Consider the following 21,215-nt stretch of genomic DNA (forward strand, 5'->3'; position numbering starts at 1 on the left):
TACGCAGATTCATCCGGTCCTCCTCCGTTCGGCCGCTACCGATCGATCCAATTTTCTCCGAAGTTTGTCACAGCACCCATTCCGCTTCCCATCACGCCGACCGCACCAGCTGCCGAATGCGCTGCTTCCAGCCCTTCTCCAACCTTGTCCACCGCCTTGACCGCCATGAACAGTCCTGCCCCTGGAATCAGTCCAACTAGGTCGGCTGTGCAACCCAACGTGTCATGTAGAGCAAGGCAATCGATCCCGGCTGCCGCCCCTCCGGCTGCTAGCGATATCGGTTCTGCGATTGCTGCGCACACAGCGCACGCGAGCGAAACGAATCCTGCGACCGCGCTTATAGCTGCGAGGATCCCGCTCAGCGCTCGAAGCGCGGACTTGCCACGTTCCTCGGCAGCCTCCTTTTGATCTGCCTGAGCTCGAGCGTGGGTCCGGGCATGGGCTTCTCGCCTAGTGACAATGACGCCGGTCTGCACAACAAGGCGCCCGCTGTTCAGCGCAGACAATGTGACGGTACTTATGGCTCGTCCCCCCGGCCCGGCATCACTGAGCATAAGGCCCCAGTCGCCGGTGAGGTCGTTGGCGTTGATGGGGTCGTCGGGGTAGTTGTAGTCGTTAGCGTTGCCTCCCGGGACGGGGTCGACACTGAGGAACCGCCCAAGCAGGGGCACGTACTGCCTAGCGCCCATTTCGATGGTGGCGAGTCCATCGAGGGTCAGCAGCCCTTTGCCGTGAGCTCCTTCGAACCCGCTGGACACGTTCAGTGAGGTCGTGTTGTTGGGGCCTGAAGTGTCGGCGGTGGTCGTGCCGATGCAGCCGGTGGTGGGGTTGATGGGGTCGCCGAAGGGGTCGTACAACGCCACGGCCCCGGTCCGGACACCTGCCCCGTCGGTGGTGACGAGGACGTGCCCGGTCAGGCCCGGGTAGGACCACACCTGCCCGGTGGAGCGGATGCTGACACTCGCTCCCCCGGCCAGGCTGAGCGTTTCCTCCTGCATCGTGTTGCTCGCCGTCAGCGTGAACGCCGCCGAGCTGCCGCCGCTGGCGTACGTGTAGTGGACTGTGGTGGCGGTCCCGCCTGCAGGGGTTTGGGTCATCGCTATGACGCGGTCGGTCGCGTCGCGCTGGTAGGTGACCGTGGTCCCGTCGACCAGCGTGGTGCTCAGGTGCCGGTTGGTGTCGTCGTAGCCGAGGGTTTCGGTGCCGAGGGTGGTGATGTTGCCGTGGGTGTCGTACACCAGGTTCGCGCCCGACCCGGCCGAGGTGAGGTTGGTGCCCATCACGATGTCCGGGTTGGCGGGCGCCCCGGTGATGGTGTCGGAGGTGAGCCGGTCGGCGTTGTCATAGCAGTAGCCGACGGTGACGGTCGGATTCGGGGACGAGGCGCCGGGGGCGGTGGTGATGTCGGTCATGGAGGTGCGGTTGCCGTCCTTGCCGGCGGCCGTGTTGGCCCCACAGCCGCCGCTTGCGGCGTACCCGTAGGTGATCTCGAGGCGCCGGGGGCGGTGGTGATGTCGGTCATGGAGGTGCGGTTGCCGTCCTTGCCGGCGGCCGTGTTGGCCCCACAGCCGCCGCTTGCGGCGTACCCGTAGGTGATCTGGTTGGAGGGCACGCTCGCGGTGACCAGCCGGCCGGCGGTGTCATACCCGTAGGTGGAGACRTAGYTGGTGGGCCCGTCGGCGATCGTGTCCTGCACGATCCGCCCGGCCTGYGACCGTGCCACCGTGTCACTGACCGGGGTCTGCCCGGCCGCGAACGCCCACGCCACAGAGCTCTGCGCCCCGGTGGGTGAGTACCCGAACGTTCCGGAGGTGCCGTTGCCGGCGTTGCTGGCCCCGCCCGAGTAGGCGACCGAGGTGAGGACACCGGTCGTGTAGGTGGAGGTGGCGATGGTCTTGCCGTCCTCGGCCACCGCCACGGTCTGCCCGTCGTCGTTGTACGCATACGCCTCAGTGCGCGTCGACCCGTCCGGCAGCTTCACCGTCGCCGAGAGCGTCTGCATCGCCTGGTTGTAGGAGGTCGTGGTGACCGTCCCCCAACTGTCCGTATAGGAGGTCTGCTCCCCATCCAGGTTGACCACCGTGGTGATCGTCCCGCCTGTCGGGGTCCGGTACAACGAGATCAACCGCGCTGCGCTGACCGAGGGCAAGAAGACGGCGTCCGCCCGTNCATCGCCTGGTTGTAGGAGGTCGTGGTGACCGTCCCCCAACTGTCCGTATAGGAGGTCTGCTCCCCATCCAGGTTGACCACCGTGGTGATCGTCCCGCCTGTCGGGGTCGAGGACTGGGTGGAGTCCGTCACCGTGGCGGTGAGCGGGTCACCGACCTGGTTGCCGTTGCTGTCGTAACCGCCGGCGGAGTAGGTGTAAGTGAGGGTGCGGGCCGGTTGGCCGCCGAACGCTGGATAGGTCTGCGTTTGCACCCGCCCGCGGTTGTCGTAGCTGGTGCACGCCCACGTGGTGTCCCCTGGTGCCAGTGTGGCGGCGACCCGGCCCATGATGTCGTAGATGTACTTCGTCACCAAAGCCGCCCCGGTGGCCGGGGTCGGCCCGGTGGTCGAGAGGGTGAGTCCGTCCTGCGGGGTGTTCACCGGCACCCCGCACACCGGGCTGCTGATGCCCAGGGCGGTGCCGTACGAGGTGTTCGGGGTCGTGGTACCGCCGTAATACGCGGTCGTCGTGGTCGTCGACGCCCCGGCAGGTTTGACCGTGGTGAGCTGCCGCAAATACCCGGTCCCGGGCGCCTCGGAGGTGGCGCTTCCGGTGAGGTTCAACCCTCCCGGGTCGACCGTTGAGGTGGGGTTGGTGCCGTACCAGGGGTAGGCGTAACTGGTGGTGCTGGTCGCCGCCGGCACGTTCGCGTTGCTGACTCCGCTGGCCCCGGTTGGTGCGGAGTCAGCGGCGGTGCTAGTGGTGGCGAGGTTGTAGGCAGGGTGGAGGTTGGCTCCTGGGATGTATGCCCAGGAGGTGGGGATGGAGGGCGTCTCCCAGTCGAGGGCGAGGGTGGCGGGCCCGGTGACCTGCTTGTAGGCCAGGCGGATGCGCATCGTCTGCCCGGCGGTGACGGTCACGGGGTAGCTGGAGGAGAACGCTGCTGCGTGGCCGCCCCAGTCGTTGATGACGAGCTTGTCGTTCAGGTACACCATCGTGCCATCGTCCGAGTAGGTGGCGAGATGGTAGGTGCCCGCGGCGGGGAACGTGATCAGCCCGGTGAACTGGGCGGACCAGTTGGTGGCGGGCAGCGGGCTGCCGTTGCTGACCTGAGTGATCGGCGAGACCCCGGGGTTGCCCCAGCTGTGACCGATCTGGCCGCCGTTCTCCGGCGAGGTCAGAGAGGCGCCCGGGATGGACAGCGAGTAGGCCTTGGGGGCACCAGTGAGGTTGACGTTGTCGTACCAGGTCGCCGCGAGCCCGTTCCAGGTGGTGTCGTATCCGGTGGTGCTCTGGGCGATGGCAGTCCCGTTCATGGCCGTGCAGTTCGCCGCCGGGATGGGTCCGGTGATGCCGCCGTTCTCGTCGGTGGTAGTCGGCCCGAACGGGGCGACGGCGGTAGCGCCAAAGCAACTGGCCGGGGCCGGCCCGTAATTCGCGATCGGACGGTCCTGCGAGTCATACACGGTGGAGCTCTCGTGTCCTTGCGGGTCGAGGGTCGCAAGCGCGTTGTCGTGGTTGTTCCACAACGTCTTGGAGGTGAGCCCGGATGCCGAGGTCGCGGAGGTCTTCCGGAGGGAGGTGTCGAAGGTGACTGCGCCCTGGTGCCCCATCCCGCCGGCGGGCGGTGTGAGGCCGGCGACATCGACGTAAGAGGTCCCATCCACGGTGCTGCCGTCTGGGTTCGTTACCGGAGCCGACGCGTAGGTGTAGGTCTTCGCGGGCGCGGCGACACCGTCCAGGTGCGGCAGGGTCACGCTGGTGGCGCGCCCTTGGGTGTCGTAGCCGATCAGCGTTTGCGCCGTGTCGCCGTTGTGGACGGCGGACCAGTCAGAACCGGTCGGTGTCTGCACGGAGTTCAGCAGGCCGGTCGTCGAGTCGTAGCCGAGGAGGGTGAACGCCCCTCCTGGGTTGAGGACTCCACGCAAGTAGCCGTCGCTGCCGTACTCGAGCTGGGTGGTGCTCCCGTCCGGGTAGACCATGGCGCACATCATTCCCGCTGGTGGGCTCCCCCACCCGGTATCCGGGGTGTTGCAGACGTTCCCGGACGCGGTGATCCCCGCCGACGCGGGGATGTTCAGGTTGGCGTAGGTGTCACCGGCGTACGCGAAATAGATGGCTCGGGCGTAGGAGGGTGTTCCCGAGCTCACCGTGTTGGAGAGCGGATCGGACAGGGACCGCAGCGCGTTCGTCAGCGTCGTGGAGTCCACGTATGTCGGGACGGGGGTGGCGGGTTTGGACCCGACGTCCACCGCGGGTGTCGCGGATGACAGGTGTCCGGCGGAGGTGAAGCGGTAGACCGTGCCGTCGGTGCCGGTCAATGTCAGCGCGCCGGTTTGATCGGTGGTGAGCGTAGCCGTCTCCCCCGGCGGCGGCGTGTAACCACCGGCGGAGGTCTTGGCGAAGACATGCGAGCCTCCTTCGGCGTCGGTGATGGTGACGGAGCCACCGTTGTTCTTCGCGGCGACATACGTGCCGGCGTCGCCGGCTATGGGCGTGGACGCCGACCAGCCGGCCGGCAATGCGTCGGCGGTCTTGGTGAACCAGTTCGCCGGGACCACCTGGCCGGAGCCCGGGATCGAAGCCTGCTGCACGTACAAGTTCATCATCGCGGCGCCGCTGCGCTGGTAGTAGTTCACCGTGATCGGCAACGGCAACGGCACCTTCGTGCCGCCGAGGGTGGCGGTGAGATTGCCGTTGGTTCCGCTGACAATGAGGGTTTGGGAGCCGGCGGTCTCGTAGCTCACAGCTGTGTCGTGCCGGTCGCTCCAGTGGTCCGTGATGACTTGAGTGTTGTTCAGGGACAGCTCGGCGCCTTCATCGGAGAGGAACCCGAACGTGTAGGTGCCGGCCGGCGGGGTGATGAACCCGCTCCATTGCACCTGGAAGTTCGTTGCCGTCACCGCCGGCGACGGCAGCTCGGTCGTCCAGTTGAACTGAACCGCAGCGTCGGTGCGCACCAGTACCGGGTTGGACGGCAGGGAGGTGTAGGAGAAGGTGGCCGGGCTACTGGTGATGTTCCAGTAGGTGCCGGTCAGCCCTGCGTTGGAGTTGAGCTTGGAGTCGTAGGAAAGCGCGTAACCCATCGCCCCGCCGACCGTGTTCACTGTCGGCGTCGCGACCTGGGTCGCGACATTCCCATTGGCCAGATTCACTGTCACCGGGCCCGCCGTGTCCGTTGGCGCCGGCCCCGGAGTCGTGACGCGCTGGTTGACGGTGATGCGCTGCGCGGAGTTGATCCAGTCGTCATACCCGTCGTTGACGACCAGTGCCCAGGTGTAGGAGTTGTTGTCCTGCAGGATTCCCGCCGGCACCTGCCACGACACCGTCGCGCCGGCAGGCGTCACCGGCCCGGAGAGCACCACCTGGCCGGACACGCCGTCGCTGCTGGTGGCGACCCGGAACTGGTACGCCAGCGCATGCCCGTTGTTCGAAGTTGCTGTCGCGGCCGTCAAGGTCGGCGTCGTCGATGCGATGATCGAGGAATCCGCCGGCGAGATGGTCGACCCTGCCGCGATCGTCGGGTTCGGCGAGGTCTTCCAGGTGTACACCGGCGACAATGCCGTGGCGCCCCACTCGTCCTGCACGCCCACCATCCAGTAGTAAACGGTCCCAGCCGCGAGAACTCCTGGCGGTACCTGGACGGACGCCGACGACGTCCATCCCGTCTGCCAGAGCGGGGAGGACAAGTTCGCGTTCGCCGATACCGAGTACCACCGATTCACCGCGGCGCCACCATTCCCGGAATCCTCGGTGAAGGTCGAAGCCAGCGTCGGCGTGGACGAACCCAACGACGTCGCCCCACCTTGTGGCGACGACATCATCGAGGCGAACCCGTTCGGGTCCTGAACGGAGATCTGATTCGCGGCGATCGTCGGCTTCGACTCGTAGGAGATGTAGATCTCCAGACCCAACGATTTGTACGTGTAAGCGCCCGCCGTCTCCTGCCCGCCGAGCATGAGGTAGTTGCCGGAGGCGCGAGCATCGACCCATGCACCGAGCTGGTTGGCCAGTGCCGCATCCTGCGCGTACCCATACCCGGACGACCCGGAAGAGATCGTGATCCCCGACAGGTAGTTGCCGGCACCGGTGTAGCCGAACGCGGTCGCGGAGAACACCGAACCGGTCGTTTGATTCAGCGTGCCATCGCCGCCGTACCATTCATCGAGCGAGGCGCCGACGACGTGGTAGCCGAAGAGCTGCTCGTAGTTGAAGTGGGTGACCGTGCGCCAATACGTGTCCCCACCGGCACGGGAGTTGCCGACATAAGCGACACCCGTCAACGACGTGCCGGTGTTCTCATACGAGTGCGCATCGTTCGCCAGCGACGACGCGGTCGAGGGGTCCAGAAAGACCGGATACACCCGCGACGGATCATTCAACCAAGCCTGGTCCGGGGTGAGCGTGAGCGTCCAGTCATCGTCACCGGCAGAGGCGACCGTGGCCGGGACGTTGACCACCGCCGAACCCGACTGCCCAGGCACGCCCGCGGAGTCCTGCATCGCCGGGATGGGCATGACGAAGACGGCGTTCCCCAGCGCATCCAGGTACGTGATATCGCCGAACTGGTCCTTACCCAGAGTGAGGCCCGGGGCGTGGACGGTCCACATCCAATCCGTCTGACCATCCGACGGAGGAGACTTCAACACCACCGTCTCCTTCACCGCTCCCGGCATCACCTCATACGCCAGATCCTGACCCGGAGCGACACCGTCATACGCCACGGACGATGCCGCATTGCCACCGGAAACCGTGCGCTGTTCCGCAGTCGTCTGGGTCGCCTTCACCTCATCAGCGCCCTGAAGCTTGAACGAGATCGTGTATCCCGCCGACGACACCGAATACTCGCCATCGCCGCTCCCAGAAGTGCGCGCGAACTGCGGATTCAACGGATTGTCCGGAACAGTCAGATCACCGGTACCCGTCGTGTCGACCGTCGTCTTCACCGGAACCCAGGACCCATCCGACCGCTGCACATTCAACGGTTGGGTAGAAAATCGGGCCGTCTTGGTGTGATCCGCGTTCTGATAGTTCGTCTCGAACTCCGACCGCGAGATCACCGTCGACGTCGACGGATCATAGTTCGCTGTATCCGAACCCGGCGCCGCGACCGACGGCGCAGGGGGTGCAGGAGACGTGCTCGTCGTGGCCGGATCCGCCTGCACTCCACCGGACGCGGTGATCGCCGACCCGGGATGCAACGTCGCGGTTACGGGGGTACCCAACGGCGGCAGCGACGAGGCCGGCTGAGCCGTATCAGCAGCCGCGGGCGTCGCGAACGACACCGGCACCAACAACGACACCGCCAACGCAACCGCCGCACCAACCGCGGTCACCCGCGACGAAGACCGCAAACGACCCACAAACAACGACCGCACGCCATGCCCTTCGAGCCCCGACCCAGCACTCCCCCCGAGCGGCGAGCGTGATCCCGAAGCTACCGATCCGGCGAAACTGAACGCCAGTTAGGAACCCTGCGAAAGCTTTCACACAAGCTGCGACGGAGGTCGGCGCCTGGGGAGGCCACTCACCCCCTGCCGTTACGACATCCCGCGTCGTTTCAACGCGAAGCGCCTATTTTCGACGGAGGACGTCATGCCTCAGCTACGAGCTGCACCCCCACAATTGGGGCGTCCATCCAGCCGCACATCGAACTCGCGACTGTCCCTTTATCCAGGCCGCTCGGTTCACTTTGACCGTCCGAGACATGAAGACGCTCAAGCTCGGGGCAGGTGCCGGAAAGGCACCAAGGTCGCCCCCGCCCCTCAGCCCCTCACGACGGGCGTGAACCACACCGAGAGCCGCTGTGCGATATCGCCGACTTCCTGCAGCTCGCCCTCAGCGATCGCCAGGATCGTGTCGAACATGGCGTCCTCGTCGTAGTGCTCCTCGTAGCCGTTGAGTCGGAAGAAGAGCGCGCAGATGATCCAGCCGGTGCGCTTGTTGCCGTCGAGCAGCGCATGATTGCGCAGCAGCGAGTGCAACAGGGCTGCACCCTTGGCGTAGACGTCGGGATAGGCGTCCCGGCCGAACAGCGTGGCGGTCGGTCGGTCGAGCGCCGACTGCAGGAGCACCGTGTCGCGGACATAATCGAGCGGGTTCCCGCCGTGGACCGCCGTGATGACGAGGAACGACTCCTCGAGAGTCACGTATCGGACGCTCAAGCGTCGCGCAGTCGCTCGAGCAGGCCGGCGTTCTCGGTCACGATCCGATCGATCATCTGCTGGGCGGTCTTGTCGTGCGCGGCGATGTAGGCGTCCACCGCGTCGAGCACGGTGGCGGTGAAGTTCGAGTGCATGTCCTCGGCGATGGCGGCCAGCGCGGCCACCTGATCGTCCCGGAAAGCGATGAGCTTCTTGCTGCGGGGGGCGGGCACTGTCTGCGTCATAAGGTCTCAGTATATAGACAGCCAGCCCGAATATATATCCCTACAACGCCGGCCGGCTGAACAGGTTCACCAGGTTCCCGTCCGGATCGCGGAATAGCACAGAGCGGTTCCCCCACGGCATCCTCGTGGGAGGCAGCACGACATCCTCCAATTTGGCCTCGAGCCGGGCGAACTCGGCGTCGACGTCCGAAACGAGGAACTCCAGGATCGCCGACGAGTTCGAGCCCGGTCGCGGCGCGCGCTCCCCTAGCATCGCGACGGTGGCCGCGCTTCCGATCGCGAGCGCCGCGGTCGCTGTACGGAACTCGGCGAACACCGGCGCCGGCCGAGCAGCGGACACCTCCAAGACGCGCTCGTAGAAGGCGACGAGCCGGTCGAGGTCGTCGGTGATGATGCGGACGGATGCGAACTCCATGAGGATCCTCTCGGTCGGGGCCGGTCGGCCCGGTGCATCCAGGTTCCGTCGGGCGCGCGACACCGTCCTGTCGGTGTTTAGTCCGAATCCTCCGCGAGGCTGAGGGTGCGGAGGTCGCCGTACACGATGCCGAGATCCTCCACCTCGAGCGGGCGTCGCGGCGGGCGTTCCGCGGTGGCCTCCACCGCCGCGATGCGGTCGCCGCGGAAGGCGCGGACTCCCTCGCGCAACCGGCACCAGGCGATCAGGTACCAGTCGCGACCCTTGCGCACGTAGCCGAGGGGCTCGACCTCGCGGACGGTCTCCTCGCCGGCCCGATCGCGGTAGGCGATCCGCAGCACCCGGCCGGAACGCAGGGCGCCGTCGAGGCCCGCGAGGGCGTCGGGCACGGGCGCGGCGTCCGCCGCCGACCCGTCGTCGAGCAGGTGGATGCGGCCCGCCAGCTCAGCAGCCTCCCGCAGGTTCCGCTCATCCATCACGGCCACCACTTTGCGAAGAGCGGAGGCCGCCGACCCCGCGAACGGGCTCGACTCCAGCATCCCGAGCCCCGCGGTGACGGCGAGCGCCTCGTCGACGGTGAACCCGAGCGGGGCGAGCGTGTGCGCCCGGTCGATCGCATACCCGCCGGTCCTGCCGGGCTCCGCCCAGATCGGCACGCCCGACTGCTGCAGGGCCGACAGGTCGCGCTCGATCGTGCGCGAGCTGACCTCGAACCGCTCGGCGAGCCACCGGGCGCTGCGTGGCCGCGGCGCGATCGCGCGCAGCTCCTCCACCAGGGCGTAGAGACGGTCGGTGCGGTTCACGCCTCGACTCTAGAGCCGACCGGCGACGGCGCCGCTCGAACTCAGCCCAGCGCCACCGCCGTCCACGACACCGGCGGCAGCTCCACGCTCAGCACCGCGTCGGTGATCGAGACCCGCGCCTCGGTCGGCGCGACGCGCTCGCGATCCTCCAGGGTGTTCTTCGCGTTCACGTCCTCATCGGTCAACAGGTGCGACTCGAGGATGCCGACGTCGCCGAGCGCGCGGATCTCGGCGGTGACGGTGACCGTCTCGGTCAGGCTCCGGTTCAGCAGGAACACGGCCGTCCGGCCGGCCTCCGAATCGTGGGTCGCGACCGCATCCACGAGCGGCACCTCGCCGTAGAGCGCGGTGGTGTGCGTCGGGCTCTGGATCGGGAGGCGGAGGGCGTTGCCGCGCGCCAGGCGGGAGGTGATCGAGAACGGGAAGAACGTCGTCTGGCGCCAGGCCGGGCCTCCCGGCTCGGTCATGATCGGGGCGATCACGTTGACGAGCTGCGCGAGGGAGGCGCTGGTCACCCGGTCGGCGTGCTTGAGGAGTGAGATCATCAGGCTGCCGAACACCACGGCGTCGGCGACCGAGTAGACGTCCTCCAGAAGGCGCGGCGCGACCGGCCAGTTGCCGATCCCCTCGATCTTGTCGACGCCCTCCCAGCGGTCGATGTACCAGACGTTCCACTCGTCGAACGAGAGGTAGATCGTCTTGTCGCTGCCGCGCACCGCCTTGACATGGTCGGCCGTGGTGACCACCGACTCGATGAAGTGGTCCATGTCGGTGGAGGAGGCCAGGAAGCTGTCGAGGTCTCCGTTGCGCTCCTGGTAGTAGGCGTGCAGCGAGATGTAGTCCACGTCGTCGTAGGTGTGGCCGAGCACGACGCGCTCCCACTCGCCGAACGTCGGCATCGAGGCGCCGGACGAGCCGCAGACCACCAGCTCGATCGACGGGTCGAGCTGCCGCATCCCCTTCGCCGCCTGGGAGGCGAGCTTGCCGTAGTCGTCCGCCGAGCGGTGGCCCAGCTGCCACGGGCCGTCCATCTCGTTGCCGAGGCACCACATGCGAACGTCGAACGGCTCCGTGCGCCCGTTCGCGATCCGGCGGTCGCTGAGGGTGCTGCCGCCGGGCACGTTCGAGTACTCGAGCAGGTCGATCGCCTCGAGCGTCCCCCGCGTGCCGAGATTCACGGCCATCATCAGGTCGCTGCCGACCTTGTCGAGCCAGGAGGCGAACTCGTGGAGGCCGACCTCGTTGGTCTCGGTGGAGTGCCAGGCCAGGTCGAGGCGGCGCGGGCGGGCCTCGCGCGGGCCGACGCTGTCCTCCCAGCGGAAGCCGGAGACGAAGTTGCCTCCCGGGTAGCGGATGGTGGACACCCCCAACTCCTTGACGAGCTCGATCACGTCACGGCGGAAGCCCTCCCCGTCGGCCTCCGGGTGACCCGGCTCGTAGATGCCGTCGTAGACGTGGCGGCCGAGGTGCTCGACGAAGCCGCCGAAAAGGCGACGGCGCACGGCGCCGATCGCGAAGCCCGGGTCGATGGTGAGGTGTGCGCTTCTCATGGAGGCCTCTCGTCTACAACGTTATAGGTAAACGTTGTAGAGCGTAGCAAAGTACGCGTCGGTGTCAAGCGGGAGGATCGGGCTACGGGCGCGCGACCGCGGACTCGCGCTCGACGATGCGGTAGTCGGCGAGCATCAGGCGCGCCGGCCCGGCCGTGTCCGGCGCGGTGATCCGCTCCAGGAGGCGACCGACGGCCGCGTGCGCGATCCAGGCGCGACCGGGGTCGACGCTCGTCAGCGACGGGATCGAGTACTCGGACTCGTCGACGTCGTCGAAGCCGATCACGCCGACGTCCTCCGGCACCCGGAGGCCCGCTTCGTCGAGCGCGCGCATCGCCCCGAATGCGAGCGCGTCGTTGAAGGCGAACACCGCGTCGAACGGCACGCCCGTCTCGATCAGCGCTCGCATACTGGTCGCGCCGTTGAGCCGATGCCACGGGTCCGTGTACGTGATGAGGCTCGGGTCGAAGGGCACTCCCGATTCCTCGAGCGCCTCCCGATAGCCGCGCAGGCGGAGGCCCGCCGAGCCGACGACCTCGTCGCGGTGGGCGCCGACGATCGCGATGCGGCGCCGGCCGGAGGCGAGCAGGTACTTTGTCGCCGCTGTGGCCGCCTCGACGTTCCGCATGGTGACGTGGTCGACGTTCTCGTCGAAGATCCGCTCGCCCAGCAGCACCAGCGGATACGGCACGTCGAGTCGGGCGGCGTCCTCCTGCCCCATGCCGCGGGCGCTGAAGATCAGGCCGTCGGTGAGCTTGCGCCGCGGGCTCTGCAGCACCTCCAGCTCCCGCTCGCGCTCGCCGCCGGTCTGCTCGACGAGCACCGCGAACCCCGCGCTCTCGGCCTCCGCGATCACCGCGGCGGCCAGCTCGGCGAAGTAGTTCAGCGCCAGGTCGGGAACGGCCAGCGCGATCGTGCCCGTGCGGCCCGAGCGCAGATTGCGCGCCGTCAGGTTCGGCGTGTAGCCGAGCTCGGCGATGGCCTCCTCGACCCGGGACCGCGTGGCCGGGCGGATGTGCGGGTAGTCGTTGATGACGTTGGACACCGTCTTGATCGACACGCCGGCTCGCCGGGCCACGTCGTGCAGCGTCGCCGCCATCCGGATCCCCTCTGTCGGCGCGAAAGTTTACAACGTTATACCACGGGGTGCGTCGACCCTCCTGGCCGGAGGTTCTTCCGAATCCGCCTCCGCACGTGGTCGGATTGCCCCGACGCCGTTCGTAGTACTGATGAGGCCGCGCAGACGACGCGGCCCGCGAACCGCGCCGGCCCGGCGCCGAAGAGAGGATCTTGCCATGCAGTACCTGGTTTCCGTCATCGACGACAAGGTCGACCCGGGCAGCACCGACCGGATGCCCCAGATCGACGCGTTCAACGACAAGCTGATCGCCGAGGGCTACTGGGTGTTCGCCGGCGGCCTCGCCGACACCGACGCCGCGACGGTGATCGACAACCGCGGCGAGAAGCCGGTGGTCAGCGACGGCCCGTTCATCGAGTCGAAGGAGTACCTCGCCGGACTCTGGGTCTGGGACGTGCCCGACCTGGACGTCGCGCTGGCCCTGGCGACCGAGGCCTCCGAAGCGTGCGACCGCAAGATCGAGGTGCGCCCGTTCGCATGAGCGACGTGGAGGCGGCGATCACCCGGGTGCACCGCGACGAGTGGGCCCGGGTGGTCGCCGGCCTCGCCCGGCGGTTCGGCAGCCTGGACATCGCCGAGGAGGCGGCGGCCGAGGCGTTCGCGACGGCGGTGGAGCGGTGGCCGGTCGACGGCGTCCCTCCCAACCCCGGCGCCTGGATCACGACCACCGCCGGCCGCAAGGCCATCGACCGCCTCCGCCGCGAGAGCAAGCGCGACGACAAGCACCGGGAGGCGCTGATGCTGCACGACGAGACACCACCCGAACCCCTCGGGGCGGTCACGGACGACCGGCTGCGGCTGATGTTCGTCTGCTGCCATCCCGCGCTGTCGATGGAGGCGCGGCTGGCGCTCACGCTGCGCCTGGTCGCAGGGCTGACCGTGCCCGAGATCGCGCACGCGTTCCTGCTGACCGAGAACACCGTCGGGCAGCGCATCACGCGGGCGAAGGCGAAGATCGCCGCCGCGCGCATCCCGTTCCGGGTGCCGAGCGCCGACGACCTCCCGGCGCGGGTGTCCGGCGTGCTCGTCGTCTTGTTCCTGCTCTTCAACGAGGGGTATCTGGCGTCGAGTCCCGGCTCCGCGCCGGTGCGTCACGACCTGACGGGGGAGGCCGTCCGGCTGGCCCGGCTGGTGCACGCCCTCCTGCCGGAGGACGGCGAGGCGACCGGGCTGCTCGCGCTCATGCTGCTCACGGAGGCGCGGCGCGGCGCCCGACTCTCGTCCGACGGCGAGCTGGTCACCCTCGACGAGCAGGACCGCGCCGGCTGGGACGCGGCGCTCATCGCGGAGGGTCACTCACTCGTCCGCGAACGCCTCGCCGTCGTCGCCGAAGGCGGCGATGCGCCCGGCCGCTACCAGCTCCTCGCCGCCATCAACGCCGTCCACACCTCCGCGCGCAGCACCCAGGACACCGACTGGTCGCAGGTCGTCGCGCTCTACGACCAGCTCGCGCGCCTCGACCCGTCGCCGATCGTCGCGCTCAACCGCGCTGTGGCGGTGGCCGAGCTCGACGGCCCGGAGGTCGGCCTCGCGCTGGTCGACCGGCTCGGCGAGCCGCTCGAGGGCTATCACGCGTACCACGCCACCCGCGCCGACCTCCTGAGGCGGCTCGGCCGAACGGAGGAGGCCCGCGCAGCCTACGACCGGGCCATCGACTCGGCCGCGAACAGCGCGGAGACCGCGGCGCTCGTGCGGCGACGGGACCGGCTGGCATAGTCCCGGCCCTCGACCGATCCTCGCCCGCCTGTCGGATCCGGCCTCCCCCGTTCGTGGCAGTGGTGGAGGCCGCCGGCGAGAGGCGACCGCGACGGAAGGACTGTCCCATGACCACTGCCACGCAGCCGAGCGCGACCACCCGGCCCGCGGGTCGCCTGATGTGGGCGATTCTCGGGCTGGTGCTGCTCGCCGACGCCCTCGACGTGATCGACGGCACGGTGACCAACATCGCCGCGCCGACCATCGCCCGCGACCTCGGCGGGGGTGCGGGCCTGATCAAATGGCTCGGACCGGCCTACCTGCTCGCGATGGGCGCGCTGCTGATCGTGGGAGGCCGGCTCGGCGACAAGTACGGCCAGCGCAGGCTCTTCCTCGTCGGCCTGGTGGGGTTCACCGCCGCCTCGGCGGTCGCCGGGTTCGCCCCCGATCCGGAGCTGCTCATCGTCGCCCGCGTCGCTCAGGGGGCGTTCGGGGCGCTGCTCCTCCCCCAGGGCGTGGCCATCATGACGAAGGCCTTCAGCCGCGACATGCTGGCGAAGGCCTTCAGCCTGTTCGGTCCGGTCCTCGCGGTCTCCAGCGTCGTGGGGCCGGTGCTCGCCGGGCTGATCATCAGCGCCGACCTGTTCGGCCTGTCGTGGCGGCCGATCTTCCTGCTCAATCTGGTGCTGGGAGCGGTCGGGATCGTCGTGGCCGTCCGCATCCTGCCCCGCGACCGCGGTGACCGGTCGATCGTCGTCGACGGCTGGGCGTCCGGCCTGCTGGGGGTCGGGATGCTCGGAGTGCTGTTCGGGCTGATCCAGGGCTCGACGGACGGCTGGAGCGCCCTCCCGATCGCCGCGATCGTCGTCGGCGTGCTCTTCTTCTGCGCCTTCGCCTACCGCCAGCGCACGGCGGCCCACCCGCTCATCGTGCCGTCGCTGCTGAAGAAGCGTGGCTTCACCTCCGGCATGCTCATCGGCCTGACCACGTTCGCCGCCGGCACCGGACTGATCTTCGTACTGTCGCTGTTCCTGCAGGAGGGCCTGAGCCTCGGGGCGCGCAACGCCTCCCTTGCTCTGGTGCCCCTCACAGCCGGTCTGCTGGTCGCGACGTTCGCCGCGATGGGCGGCCTGGTCACCCGTCTCGGACGCCGCCTGGTGCTCGTCGGCCTGGCGACCTGCGCGCTCGGTTGCGGCGCACTCCTGGCGCTGGTGGTGACGCTGGGCGCTGCGGTGAGCGTCTGGGCGCTGATCCCGACGTTCGTGGTCATCGGCCTGGGAATCGGCCTCTGCTTCACGACGATCCCCACCGTCGCGCTCGGCGACGCGACGCCCGAGGAGGCCGGCAGCGCCAGCGGATCGCTCGGCTCCCTCCAGCAGCTGGCGTCGGCCATCGGGTCGGCCGTCGTCGTCTCTATCTTCTTCGGGGCCTCTGCCACGGGGTTCGTCGGTGGGATGGAAGTGACCTTGATCGTGGTGCTGGGGCTGCTGGCGCTGAGCGCGCCGGTGGTCGCGTTGATGCCGAAGGCCGCCCTGACCGAATGAAGTTCGCGCACCCGGAGCGTAGACTGCCCTCCGTGGATCAGTTCGTCTCAGCCCCTGTCTCGGGGCGTCTGGAGGTCGTCGGCGTCGTCATCGCCGGCGCGAGATAGTCCTGTCTCTCCCTTCGTGATCCCGCGCTCCGCGCGTCCTTCCGGGCCGTTCGTCGTGCCCGCGCGCCGTGCGCACCCTTCAGACAGACAGGACATCCATCCATGCTTCCGCTCACCGATCGACAGCTCCGCTCCTCCTTCGTGAACGCCTCCCAGCGCGAGCGCAAGGAGCTCACCCTCCCCGACCTAGACGCCCTCCGCTGGGACGACCTCGACTACCTCGGCTGGCGCGACCGCAAGAACCCGAACCAGGGCTACGTGGTCGCGGAGGTCGACGGCGAGCCCGTCGGCGTCCTCCTCCGCAAGGCGGAGGGCGGCGTCCGCAGCCGGCCGCAGTGCTCGTGGTGCGAAGACGTGCACCTGCCCAACGACGTCGTCTTCTTCATCGCCAAGCGCGCCGGCGCCGCCGGTCGCAAGGGCGACACCCTCGGGACGCTCGTCTGCGCCGAGTTCCAGTGCTCGGCCAACGTGCGCAAGCGCGCGCCGCTCGCCTACGTCGGCTTCGACGTGGAGGCCGCGCGTCAGCACCGGATCGACGCGCTGCGCGAGCACGTGGACACGTTCGTGCGGCGGGTGACCGCCGAGTAGGGCCGGCCGCGGCCTCCCTGGCTGTTCGGGGAGGCCGCGCGGCAGCGCGGAGTGGAGGGCTATCGTCGTCGCCATGACGGACGAACGGTTCGATGGCCTGGGCGACGGCACCGACTTCGAGTCGCGGTTCCGGGTCGAGGGTCGGAGGCTGACGCGGCTGCTCGGCGAGATCTACGGCGACCATCCCGCGCTCGCGGAGGCGGAGGAGGCCGCGCTCGGTCTGGCCCGGACCTCCTGGCGCGAGCGATCGGCCGACCTGCGCGATCTCGACCGACGCCGCCTCGCGGATCCGGGCTGGTTCCAGTCGAACGACATGCTCGGCGGCTTCTGCTACGCCGACCTGTACGCGGGAGGCATCGCGGGCCTGCGGGAGCGCATCCCGTACTTCCGCGAGTTGGGCCTCACCTACCTCCACGTCATGCCGCCGTTCGCGGTGCCGGAGGGCAACTCCGACGGCGGCTACGCGGTCTCGAGCTACCGCGAGCTCGACCCGCGGCTCGGCACCATGGCCGACCTGCGGAGGCTCGGGGAGGCGCTGCGGGGCGAGGGCATCTCGCTGGCAGTCGACTTCGTGTTCAACCACACGGCGAGTGACCACGAGTGGGCGCGTCGCGCCGCTGCGGGCGACCCGGTGTTCCGCGACTTCTACTGGATGTTCGACTCGCGCGACCAGCCGGACGCCTTCGAGGCCACCACCCGCGAGATCTTCCCCGACGACCATCCCGGCTCGTTCGTGCAGCTCGACGACGGCACCTGGGTGTGGGCGTCCTTCCACTCGTTCCAGTGGGACCTCAACTACTCCAATCCCGCAGTGTTCGTCGCGATGGCCGGCGAGATGCTGTTCCTCGCGAACCAGGGCGTGGAGGTGCTGCGAATGGATGCGGTGCCGTTCATCTGGAAGCAGCTCGGCACCTCCAGCGAGAACCTCCCGCAGGCGCATCTGCTCCTCCAGGCCTTCAACGCGATCTGCCGGATCGCGGCCCCCGCGATGCTGTTCCTGTCGGAGGCGATCGTGCACCCCGACGACGTGCTCGGCTATGTGCGCCCCGACGAGTGCCAGCTCAGCTACAACCCGCTGCAGATGGCGCTGACCTGGGAGGCCCTGGCCACGCGCGATGTGCGCCTCCTTCAGAGCGCCCTCGCCGAGCGGCACGCGCTGCCTGCGGGCACCGCGTGGGTGAACTACGTCCGCAGTCACGACGACATCGGCTGGACCTTCGCCGACGAGGACGCCGCCCGGCTCGGCATCGACGCGTACGGGCACCGGAGGTTCCTCAACGACTATTACACCGGCCGCTTCGAGGGCAGCTTCGCCCGCGGCGTCGCCTTCCAGTTCAACCCGAAGACCGGCGACAGCCGCGTCTCCGGCGCGACGGCGTCACTGCTCGGCCTCGAGTCCGGCGACGCGGGCGCCCTCGACCGCATCCTCCTGGCGTACTCGCTCGCACTGTCGACGGGAGGTATCCCGCTGATCTTCCTCGGCGACGAGGTCGGCCAGCTCAACGACTACTCCCAGCTCGAACTCCCCGAGCGCGCGGGCGACTCGCGCTGGGTGGGGCGACCGCGGTATCCGGCGCGGAAGTATGCGGAGCGGTCGGACCCCTCCACCGACGCCGGGAGGGTCTACTCGCGGATGCGGAGGCTGATCGCGTTGCGCAAGCAGTACGCGCAGTTCGCGGGCGGCGAGCTACGCGCACTCGAGACGGGCAACCGGCGGGTGCTGGGGTACGAACGGCCGGGGCCGGACGGCCCAGTGGTCGTGCTGGCGAACGTTGGCGACGATCTCGAACATGTGGAGCCGGAGGCGTTGGCCGAGCTCGGAGGCGAGTGGACGGAACTGATCTCGCGGCGGCCGGTCGAGCTGCAGGGCGGTGTGACGCTCGCGGCGCATGAGGTGTGGTGGGTGGTGCGGCCGTAGCGTCAGTGCGACGAGAAGAACTGTTCGAGGTCGTAGTTCGCAACCCGAGCGGCCAGCATTCTTGGCGAGTTGCCCGCCGCGTTCGTGTGATCGGGATCGGCGCCGCGGGCCAGCGAGGCTTCGATGATCGCGCCATCGCCTCGCGACCGGACCGTCGCTCCCCAGAGTGCGGTGTTGCCCCAGTTGTTCTCCACTTCGAGATCGGCGCCTGCGTCGAGCAGGGCCGTCAGCGTGTCCTTGTCGCCTGTCGATGCGGCCATGAACAGGGCGGTGTTCCCGTTCTCGTCCTGCGCATCGATGTCATCGGATGCCCGAATCGCTTCGGCAACTTCGGATGCGACGCCGCGAGCGACGGCGTCATGGAGCGCGGTGCTCTTCTCTCGATTCAACCCTCAGCCGCCGATCTCATTGGTCGGCGTCTCCCCTCGACGCATGATTGATCGTCGCACATCTCTCCACTCCCGTGAGGCCCGGTCCAAGAGATCGGCGGATTCCGAGTGCCCGAGGCGCCGAGCCAGGTCCGCGGCCCCGTAGCCCGCAAACTCTCCCCTGGATTCAGAGAGGATGGGGCGCGGGTCGGCTCCCGCTTCCAGAAGCAGCTTGACGCACTCCGGATCGCCGGATTCCGCGGCGTCCATCAGAGCCGTGACACCATCGGTGCTCGTCTCATTCGGATCAGCTCCAGCCTCGAGCAGCATCGCCAAGACAGTCGCGTTTCCCCGCAGAGACCCCGGCATCCAAGAACCGCGTCACCGAGTTCAGGTCTCCCTTCGCGGCTGCTGCAACAAGGGACCAAGCGACTCCAGGAACTCGCGTTCGATTTCGGCCTCGAGTCTGGCCACCGCATCCGGATCGACGTCGTCCCACATCTCCGACTCCGTCGACACGTCCCGGCCGACGCTCAACAGAGCGACTCTCGGAACGGGTCTCGCATGTCAATGGTCGACGCCTCGAGAATCGTCTCGAAAGCGTCGCTTCCGTTCCGCTGCACGTACTCGGCCTCTGCGCCTGTGATCGGCATCAGCCAGGGAAACAGGATGCGCTCGTCTGCTGTGTCGAGTATGAAGAAGTCCGACCCCTGATAGACGGGCGCGACCGACATCAGAGCATTCATCGCAGAATCCGGGAAGACTTGGCCTCGCTGATCCAGCACGTGGGATCGCCCAGGTGCACGATGGGAACGGACCACGTCCAGGGCGATATCGCAGATGCGCGATTCTGCGAGCTCGGAGAGCGCCTCCGGTACGAGCATCAACAACTCGACGCGTGCCGTCCGGGCTGATCCCATCGCGAGCAGGTGCGCACTCAAGCCGCGAGTGACGACAGGGGCGAAGCCCGCGTCCCCCGGTTCGAAAGAGAGCAGATCGAAATCAACTTCGACGCCTTCGGCGCCTCCCGAGAAACGACGAGCTCCCGCGAGCCGCCCGAGATGCTTCCTGAAGTGCTCGTCGAGCGCGTCCAACATCAGAGCCCTCCGAAGTGAAGGCGAAAAACCGAAGGCTCGCCGCACATTAGTCTTCCGACCACCAAGCCACGGTCGGGTTGAGCTGGCCCGCCAGTGAGGCGAAACGCAGATCATCCATCTCCAGGTAGCCCTCCGGGTCGAGGAAGAACACGTTCTCGTCGAATGCGGCGACAAGGGTGGCGGCCATGTCCGATAGCGACGAGAACTCGACAGGATGCTCGTCTTCGTCTATTCGGAAGTGCCTGATCACTGCCCCCGATGCCGGCGCCAGGTCGATGACGTAGAAGTCGCCGCCTCCATTCGCGAACACGGGGAGCCATCCTCGGCCCCACCTCGGATCAGCCGCAAAAGCGAGACAGTTCACAATCGCATCCTCGAGCGACAGGAGGTAGAAGCCCGGGAAGAGATGGATGTCGTCGAGGGCTACGTCGATTGTCGACGTACCGTCATGCCACGAATACAGCTCGTGAAGTTCGATGGGCGAATCGAATCCGGCCGTAGACAATTGCTGCACGATCTCGCCGCGTTCGAGCCCCGGCTTGAGCGACTGGAGAAGCGTTCTACGACCAAGGCGCTGTAACGACGCTGCGATCTGAGGCAGTGTTTCGGCCAAATCGTTCATCACAGTCCAAACGTTACGGTGAACGGGTCGACAATTCCCGCAGCGCGATCGAGCCGGCACCGCGGTTGGCGCTGAGCGTGAGGATCGCTACCCTCGCCTCATGAGCCTCGAGTTCCAGTCCGTGACCTTCCTCTCGGAGGCTCCGGCGCGGGACGCGTCCTTCTGGAGCACCGTCCTCGGACGTTCCGCTCGTGACGACGCCGGTGGCATCCTGCTCGCCGGTGATGCCCGGCAGGTCGGAATCCGCTTCGCCGCCGGCCCAGGTCACGGAGGGAAGCGGAATCGACTCCACCTCCATCTCAGTCGTGTCGACCGCAACCAGTCGGAGACGATCGCGGCCTGCGTCGAGCACGGGGGTCGGTTGCGCGGCAATGGACACGTTCCGGAGGGCAGCTACGCAGCAATGGCGGACGTGGTCGACGACGAATTCTGCGTCATCGAAGACGACGACGGCTATCTCGCCGGATGCGGCCCGCTGGGCGAGGTCACCTGCGAGGGCACGCGGGCGACCGGAGAGTTCTGGAGCAAGGCCCTCGACTGGCCGGTGGTCTGGGATCGCGGCGAGGAGGTGGCCATCCAGGCCCCGGCAGGAGGGACGAAGCTGGCCTGGAGCGGCGAGCCCATCGAGACGGGCAAGCCGACGGATCGCCAGTACTTCACCCTGGTCGCGTCGTGGGGCCGGTTCGACGACGAACTCGAGCGGCTGCGAGAGCTCGGCGCGACGGACCCGAGCAGCGAACGGCCGGGGGTCGCGTCGCTTCGTGACCCGGACGGCGTCCGGTTCGTCGTACGTGCCTCTTCCGAAGACGACATCCGTAGGCGTTGAATATCGC

General features: G+C 68.1%; 19 protein-coding genes and 1 pseudogene. 6 read left to right on the forward strand and 14 right to left on the reverse strand.

What is annotated here, in order from left to right:
* Positions 1-35: 35 nt before the first annotated feature.
* From ASF88_RS21065 to ASF88_RS16165, 9 genes and pseudogenes are all read right to left on the reverse strand, one after another.
* Complete coding sequence (locus ASF88_RS21065; protein WP_055921065.1) at positions 36-1,412, reverse strand: RHS repeat-associated core domain-containing protein; 1,377 nt, start codon at positions 1,410-1,412, stop codon at positions 36-38.
* On the reverse strand, positions 1,409-2,080 hold the full coding sequence (locus ASF88_RS16130) for a hypothetical protein (RefSeq protein ID WP_055921068.1): 672 nt from the start codon (positions 2,078-2,080) through the stop codon (positions 1,409-1,411). The genes ASF88_RS21065 and ASF88_RS16130 overlap by 4 nt, the downstream gene beginning before the upstream one ends.
* An 89-nt stretch (positions 2,081-2,169) precedes the next feature.
* A pseudogene (locus tag ASF88_RS21175) lies at positions 2,170-6,825 on the reverse strand (PA14 domain-containing protein); the annotation flags it as partial.
* Between the two features lie 1,089 nt (positions 6,826-7,914).
* On the reverse strand, positions 7,915-8,298 hold the full coding sequence (locus ASF88_RS20715) for a type II toxin-antitoxin system death-on-curing family toxin (protein WP_055921074.1): 384 nt from the start codon (positions 8,296-8,298) through the stop codon (positions 7,915-7,917).
* A gap of 11 nt (positions 8,299-8,309) precedes the next feature.
* Positions 8,310-8,537: a hypothetical protein gene (locus ASF88_RS20720; protein WP_055921077.1), complete on the reverse strand. Its 228-nt coding sequence runs from the start codon at positions 8,535-8,537 to the stop codon at positions 8,310-8,312.
* Positions 8,538-8,577: 40 nt separating this feature from the next.
* The gene (locus ASF88_RS16150; RefSeq protein WP_055921080.1) at positions 8,578-8,952 is read right to left on the reverse strand and encodes a VOC family protein; all 375 of its coding nucleotides are present in this window, start codon (positions 8,950-8,952) and stop codon (positions 8,578-8,580) included.
* Between the two features lie 77 nt (positions 8,953-9,029).
* The gene (locus ASF88_RS16155; protein WP_055921082.1) at positions 9,030-9,755 is read right to left on the reverse strand and encodes a helix-turn-helix transcriptional regulator; all 726 of its coding nucleotides are present in this window, start codon (positions 9,753-9,755) and stop codon (positions 9,030-9,032) included.
* A gap of 41 nt (positions 9,756-9,796) precedes the next feature.
* Positions 9,797-11,305, reverse strand: coding sequence for an arabinosylfuranosidase ArfA (gene arfA / locus ASF88_RS16160; RefSeq protein WP_055921085.1), 1,509 nt, complete (start codon positions 11,303-11,305; stop codon positions 9,797-9,799).
* A gap of 82 nt (positions 11,306-11,387) precedes the next feature.
* Positions 11,388-12,404 carry a LacI family DNA-binding transcriptional regulator gene (locus ASF88_RS16165; RefSeq protein ID WP_055921088.1) on the reverse strand — a complete coding sequence of 339 codons (1,017 nt, stop codon included), beginning with the start codon at positions 12,402-12,404 and terminating at the stop codon, positions 11,388-11,390.
* A 196-nt stretch (positions 12,405-12,600) separates the two neighbouring features.
* Between ASF88_RS16165 and ASF88_RS16170 the strand changes: the two genes are divergently transcribed.
* The 5 genes from ASF88_RS16170 to ASF88_RS16190 all read left to right on the forward strand — a co-directional run bounded on the left by ASF88_RS16170 (position 12,601) and on the right by ASF88_RS16190 (position 18,295).
* The gene (locus ASF88_RS16170; RefSeq protein ID WP_055921091.1) at positions 12,601-12,924 is read left to right on the forward strand and encodes a YciI family protein; all 324 of its coding nucleotides are present in this window, start codon (positions 12,601-12,603) and stop codon (positions 12,922-12,924) included.
* Positions 12,921-14,159: an RNA polymerase sigma factor gene (locus ASF88_RS16175; RefSeq protein WP_055921094.1), complete on the forward strand. Its 1,239-nt coding sequence runs from the start codon at positions 12,921-12,923 to the stop codon at positions 14,157-14,159. The genes ASF88_RS16170 and ASF88_RS16175 overlap by 4 nt, the downstream gene beginning before the upstream one ends.
* A 107-nt stretch (positions 14,160-14,266) precedes the next feature.
* The gene (locus ASF88_RS16180; protein ID WP_055921096.1) at positions 14,267-15,682 is read left to right on the forward strand and encodes an MFS transporter; all 1,416 of its coding nucleotides are present in this window, start codon (positions 14,267-14,269) and stop codon (positions 15,680-15,682) included.
* Between the two features lie 209 nt (positions 15,683-15,891).
* Positions 15,892-16,377: an FBP domain-containing protein gene (locus tag ASF88_RS16185; protein ID WP_055921099.1), complete on the forward strand. Its 486-nt coding sequence runs from the start codon at positions 15,892-15,894 to the stop codon at positions 16,375-16,377.
* A gap of 73 nt (positions 16,378-16,450) precedes the next feature.
* Positions 16,451-18,295, forward strand: coding sequence for an amylosucrase (locus tag ASF88_RS16190; RefSeq protein ID WP_055921102.1), 1,845 nt, complete (start codon positions 16,451-16,453; stop codon positions 18,293-18,295).
* Between the two features lie 2 nt (positions 18,296-18,297).
* On the opposite strand, the gene ASF88_RS16195 is transcribed toward ASF88_RS16190, so the two are convergent.
* The 5 genes from ASF88_RS16195 to ASF88_RS16205 are packed head-to-tail and all read right to left on the reverse strand — an operon-like array spanning position 18,298 to position 20,382.
* On the reverse strand, positions 18,298-18,684 hold the full coding sequence (locus ASF88_RS16195; protein ID WP_055921105.1) for an ankyrin repeat domain-containing protein: 387 nt from the start codon (positions 18,682-18,684) through the stop codon (positions 18,298-18,300).
* Positions 18,685-18,687: 3 nt separating this feature from the next.
* The gene (locus tag ASF88_RS20185; protein ID WP_082519028.1) at positions 18,688-19,032 is read right to left on the reverse strand and encodes an ankyrin repeat domain-containing protein; all 345 of its coding nucleotides are present in this window, start codon (positions 19,030-19,032) and stop codon (positions 18,688-18,690) included.
* Between the two features lie 21 nt (positions 19,033-19,053).
* Positions 19,054-19,200 carry a hypothetical protein gene (locus ASF88_RS20725; protein ID WP_162242588.1) on the reverse strand — a complete coding sequence of 49 codons (147 nt, stop codon included), beginning with the start codon at positions 19,198-19,200 and terminating at the stop codon, positions 19,054-19,056.
* Positions 19,197-19,760 (reverse strand): suppressor of fused domain protein, encoded by a 564-nt coding sequence (locus ASF88_RS16200; protein ID WP_055921108.1) that lies wholly within the window; start codon positions 19,758-19,760, stop codon positions 19,197-19,199. The genes ASF88_RS20725 and ASF88_RS16200 overlap by 4 nt, the downstream gene beginning before the upstream one ends.
* A 46-nt stretch (positions 19,761-19,806) precedes the next feature.
* Positions 19,807-20,382 carry an SMI1/KNR4 family protein gene (locus ASF88_RS16205; protein ID WP_157498407.1) on the reverse strand — a complete coding sequence of 192 codons (576 nt, stop codon included), beginning with the start codon at positions 20,380-20,382 and terminating at the stop codon, positions 19,807-19,809.
* Positions 20,383-20,482: 100 nt separating this feature from the next.
* Between ASF88_RS16205 and ASF88_RS16210 the strand changes: the two genes are divergently transcribed.
* Positions 20,483-21,208 carry a VOC family protein gene (locus ASF88_RS16210; RefSeq protein ID WP_055921114.1) on the forward strand — a complete coding sequence of 242 codons (726 nt, stop codon included), beginning with the start codon at positions 20,483-20,485 and terminating at the stop codon, positions 21,206-21,208.
* The last annotated feature ends 7 nt before the right edge of the window (positions 21,209-21,215 follow it).

The organism is Leifsonia sp. Leaf336, assembly GCF_001423695.1.
GTDB lineage: Bacteria > Actinomycetota > Actinomycetes > Actinomycetales > Microbacteriaceae > Leifsonia.

What these genes read in the sequence shown, in the direction of transcription:
- ASF88_RS16185 (WP_055921099.1), top strand. Translation starts at nt 15,892, where the DNA reads ATGCTTCCGCTCACCGATCGACAGCTCCGCTCCTCCTTCGTGAACGCC.
- ASF88_RS16210 (WP_055921114.1), top strand. Translation starts at nt 20,483, where the DNA reads ATGAGCCTCGAGTTCCAGTCCGTGACCTTCCTCTCGGAGGCTCCGGCG.
- ASF88_RS20185 (WP_082519028.1), bottom strand. Translation starts at nt 19,032, where the DNA reads ATGCCGGGGTCTCTGCGGGGAAACGCGACTGTCTTGGCGATGCTGCTC.
- ASF88_RS21065 (WP_055921065.1), bottom strand. Translation starts at nt 1,412, where the DNA reads ATGACCGACATCACCACCGCCCCCGGCGCCTCGTCCCCGAATCCGACC.
- ASF88_RS20720 (WP_055921077.1), bottom strand. Translation starts at nt 8,537, where the DNA reads ATGACGCAGACAGTGCCCGCCCCCCGCAGCAAGAAGCTCATCGCTTTC.
- ASF88_RS16150 (WP_055921080.1), bottom strand. Translation starts at nt 8,952, where the DNA reads ATGGAGTTCGCATCCGTCCGCATCATCACCGACGACCTCGACCGGCTC.
- arfA (WP_055921085.1), bottom strand. Translation starts at nt 11,305, where the DNA reads ATGAGAAGCGCACACCTCACCATCGACCCGGGCTTCGCGATCGGCGCC.
- ASF88_RS16165 (WP_055921088.1), bottom strand. Translation starts at nt 12,404, where the DNA reads ATGGCGGCGACGCTGCACGACGTGGCCCGGCGAGCCGGCGTGTCGATC.
- ASF88_RS16200 (WP_055921108.1), bottom strand. Translation starts at nt 19,760, where the DNA reads ATGTTGGACGCGCTCGACGAGCACTTCAGGAAGCATCTCGGGCGGCTC.
- ASF88_RS16205 (WP_157498407.1), bottom strand. Translation starts at nt 20,382, where the DNA reads ATGAACGATTTGGCCGAAACACTGCCTCAGATCGCAGCGTCGTTACAG.
- ASF88_RS16180 (WP_055921096.1), top strand. Translation starts at nt 14,267, where the DNA reads ATGACCACTGCCACGCAGCCGAGCGCGACCACCCGGCCCGCGGGTCGC.
- ASF88_RS16175 (WP_055921094.1), top strand. Translation starts at nt 12,921, where the DNA reads ATGAGCGACGTGGAGGCGGCGATCACCCGGGTGCACCGCGACGAGTGG.
- ASF88_RS16190 (WP_055921102.1), top strand. Translation starts at nt 16,451, where the DNA reads ATGACGGACGAACGGTTCGATGGCCTGGGCGACGGCACCGACTTCGAG.
- ASF88_RS16170 (WP_055921091.1), top strand. Translation starts at nt 12,601, where the DNA reads ATGCAGTACCTGGTTTCCGTCATCGACGACAAGGTCGACCCGGGCAGC.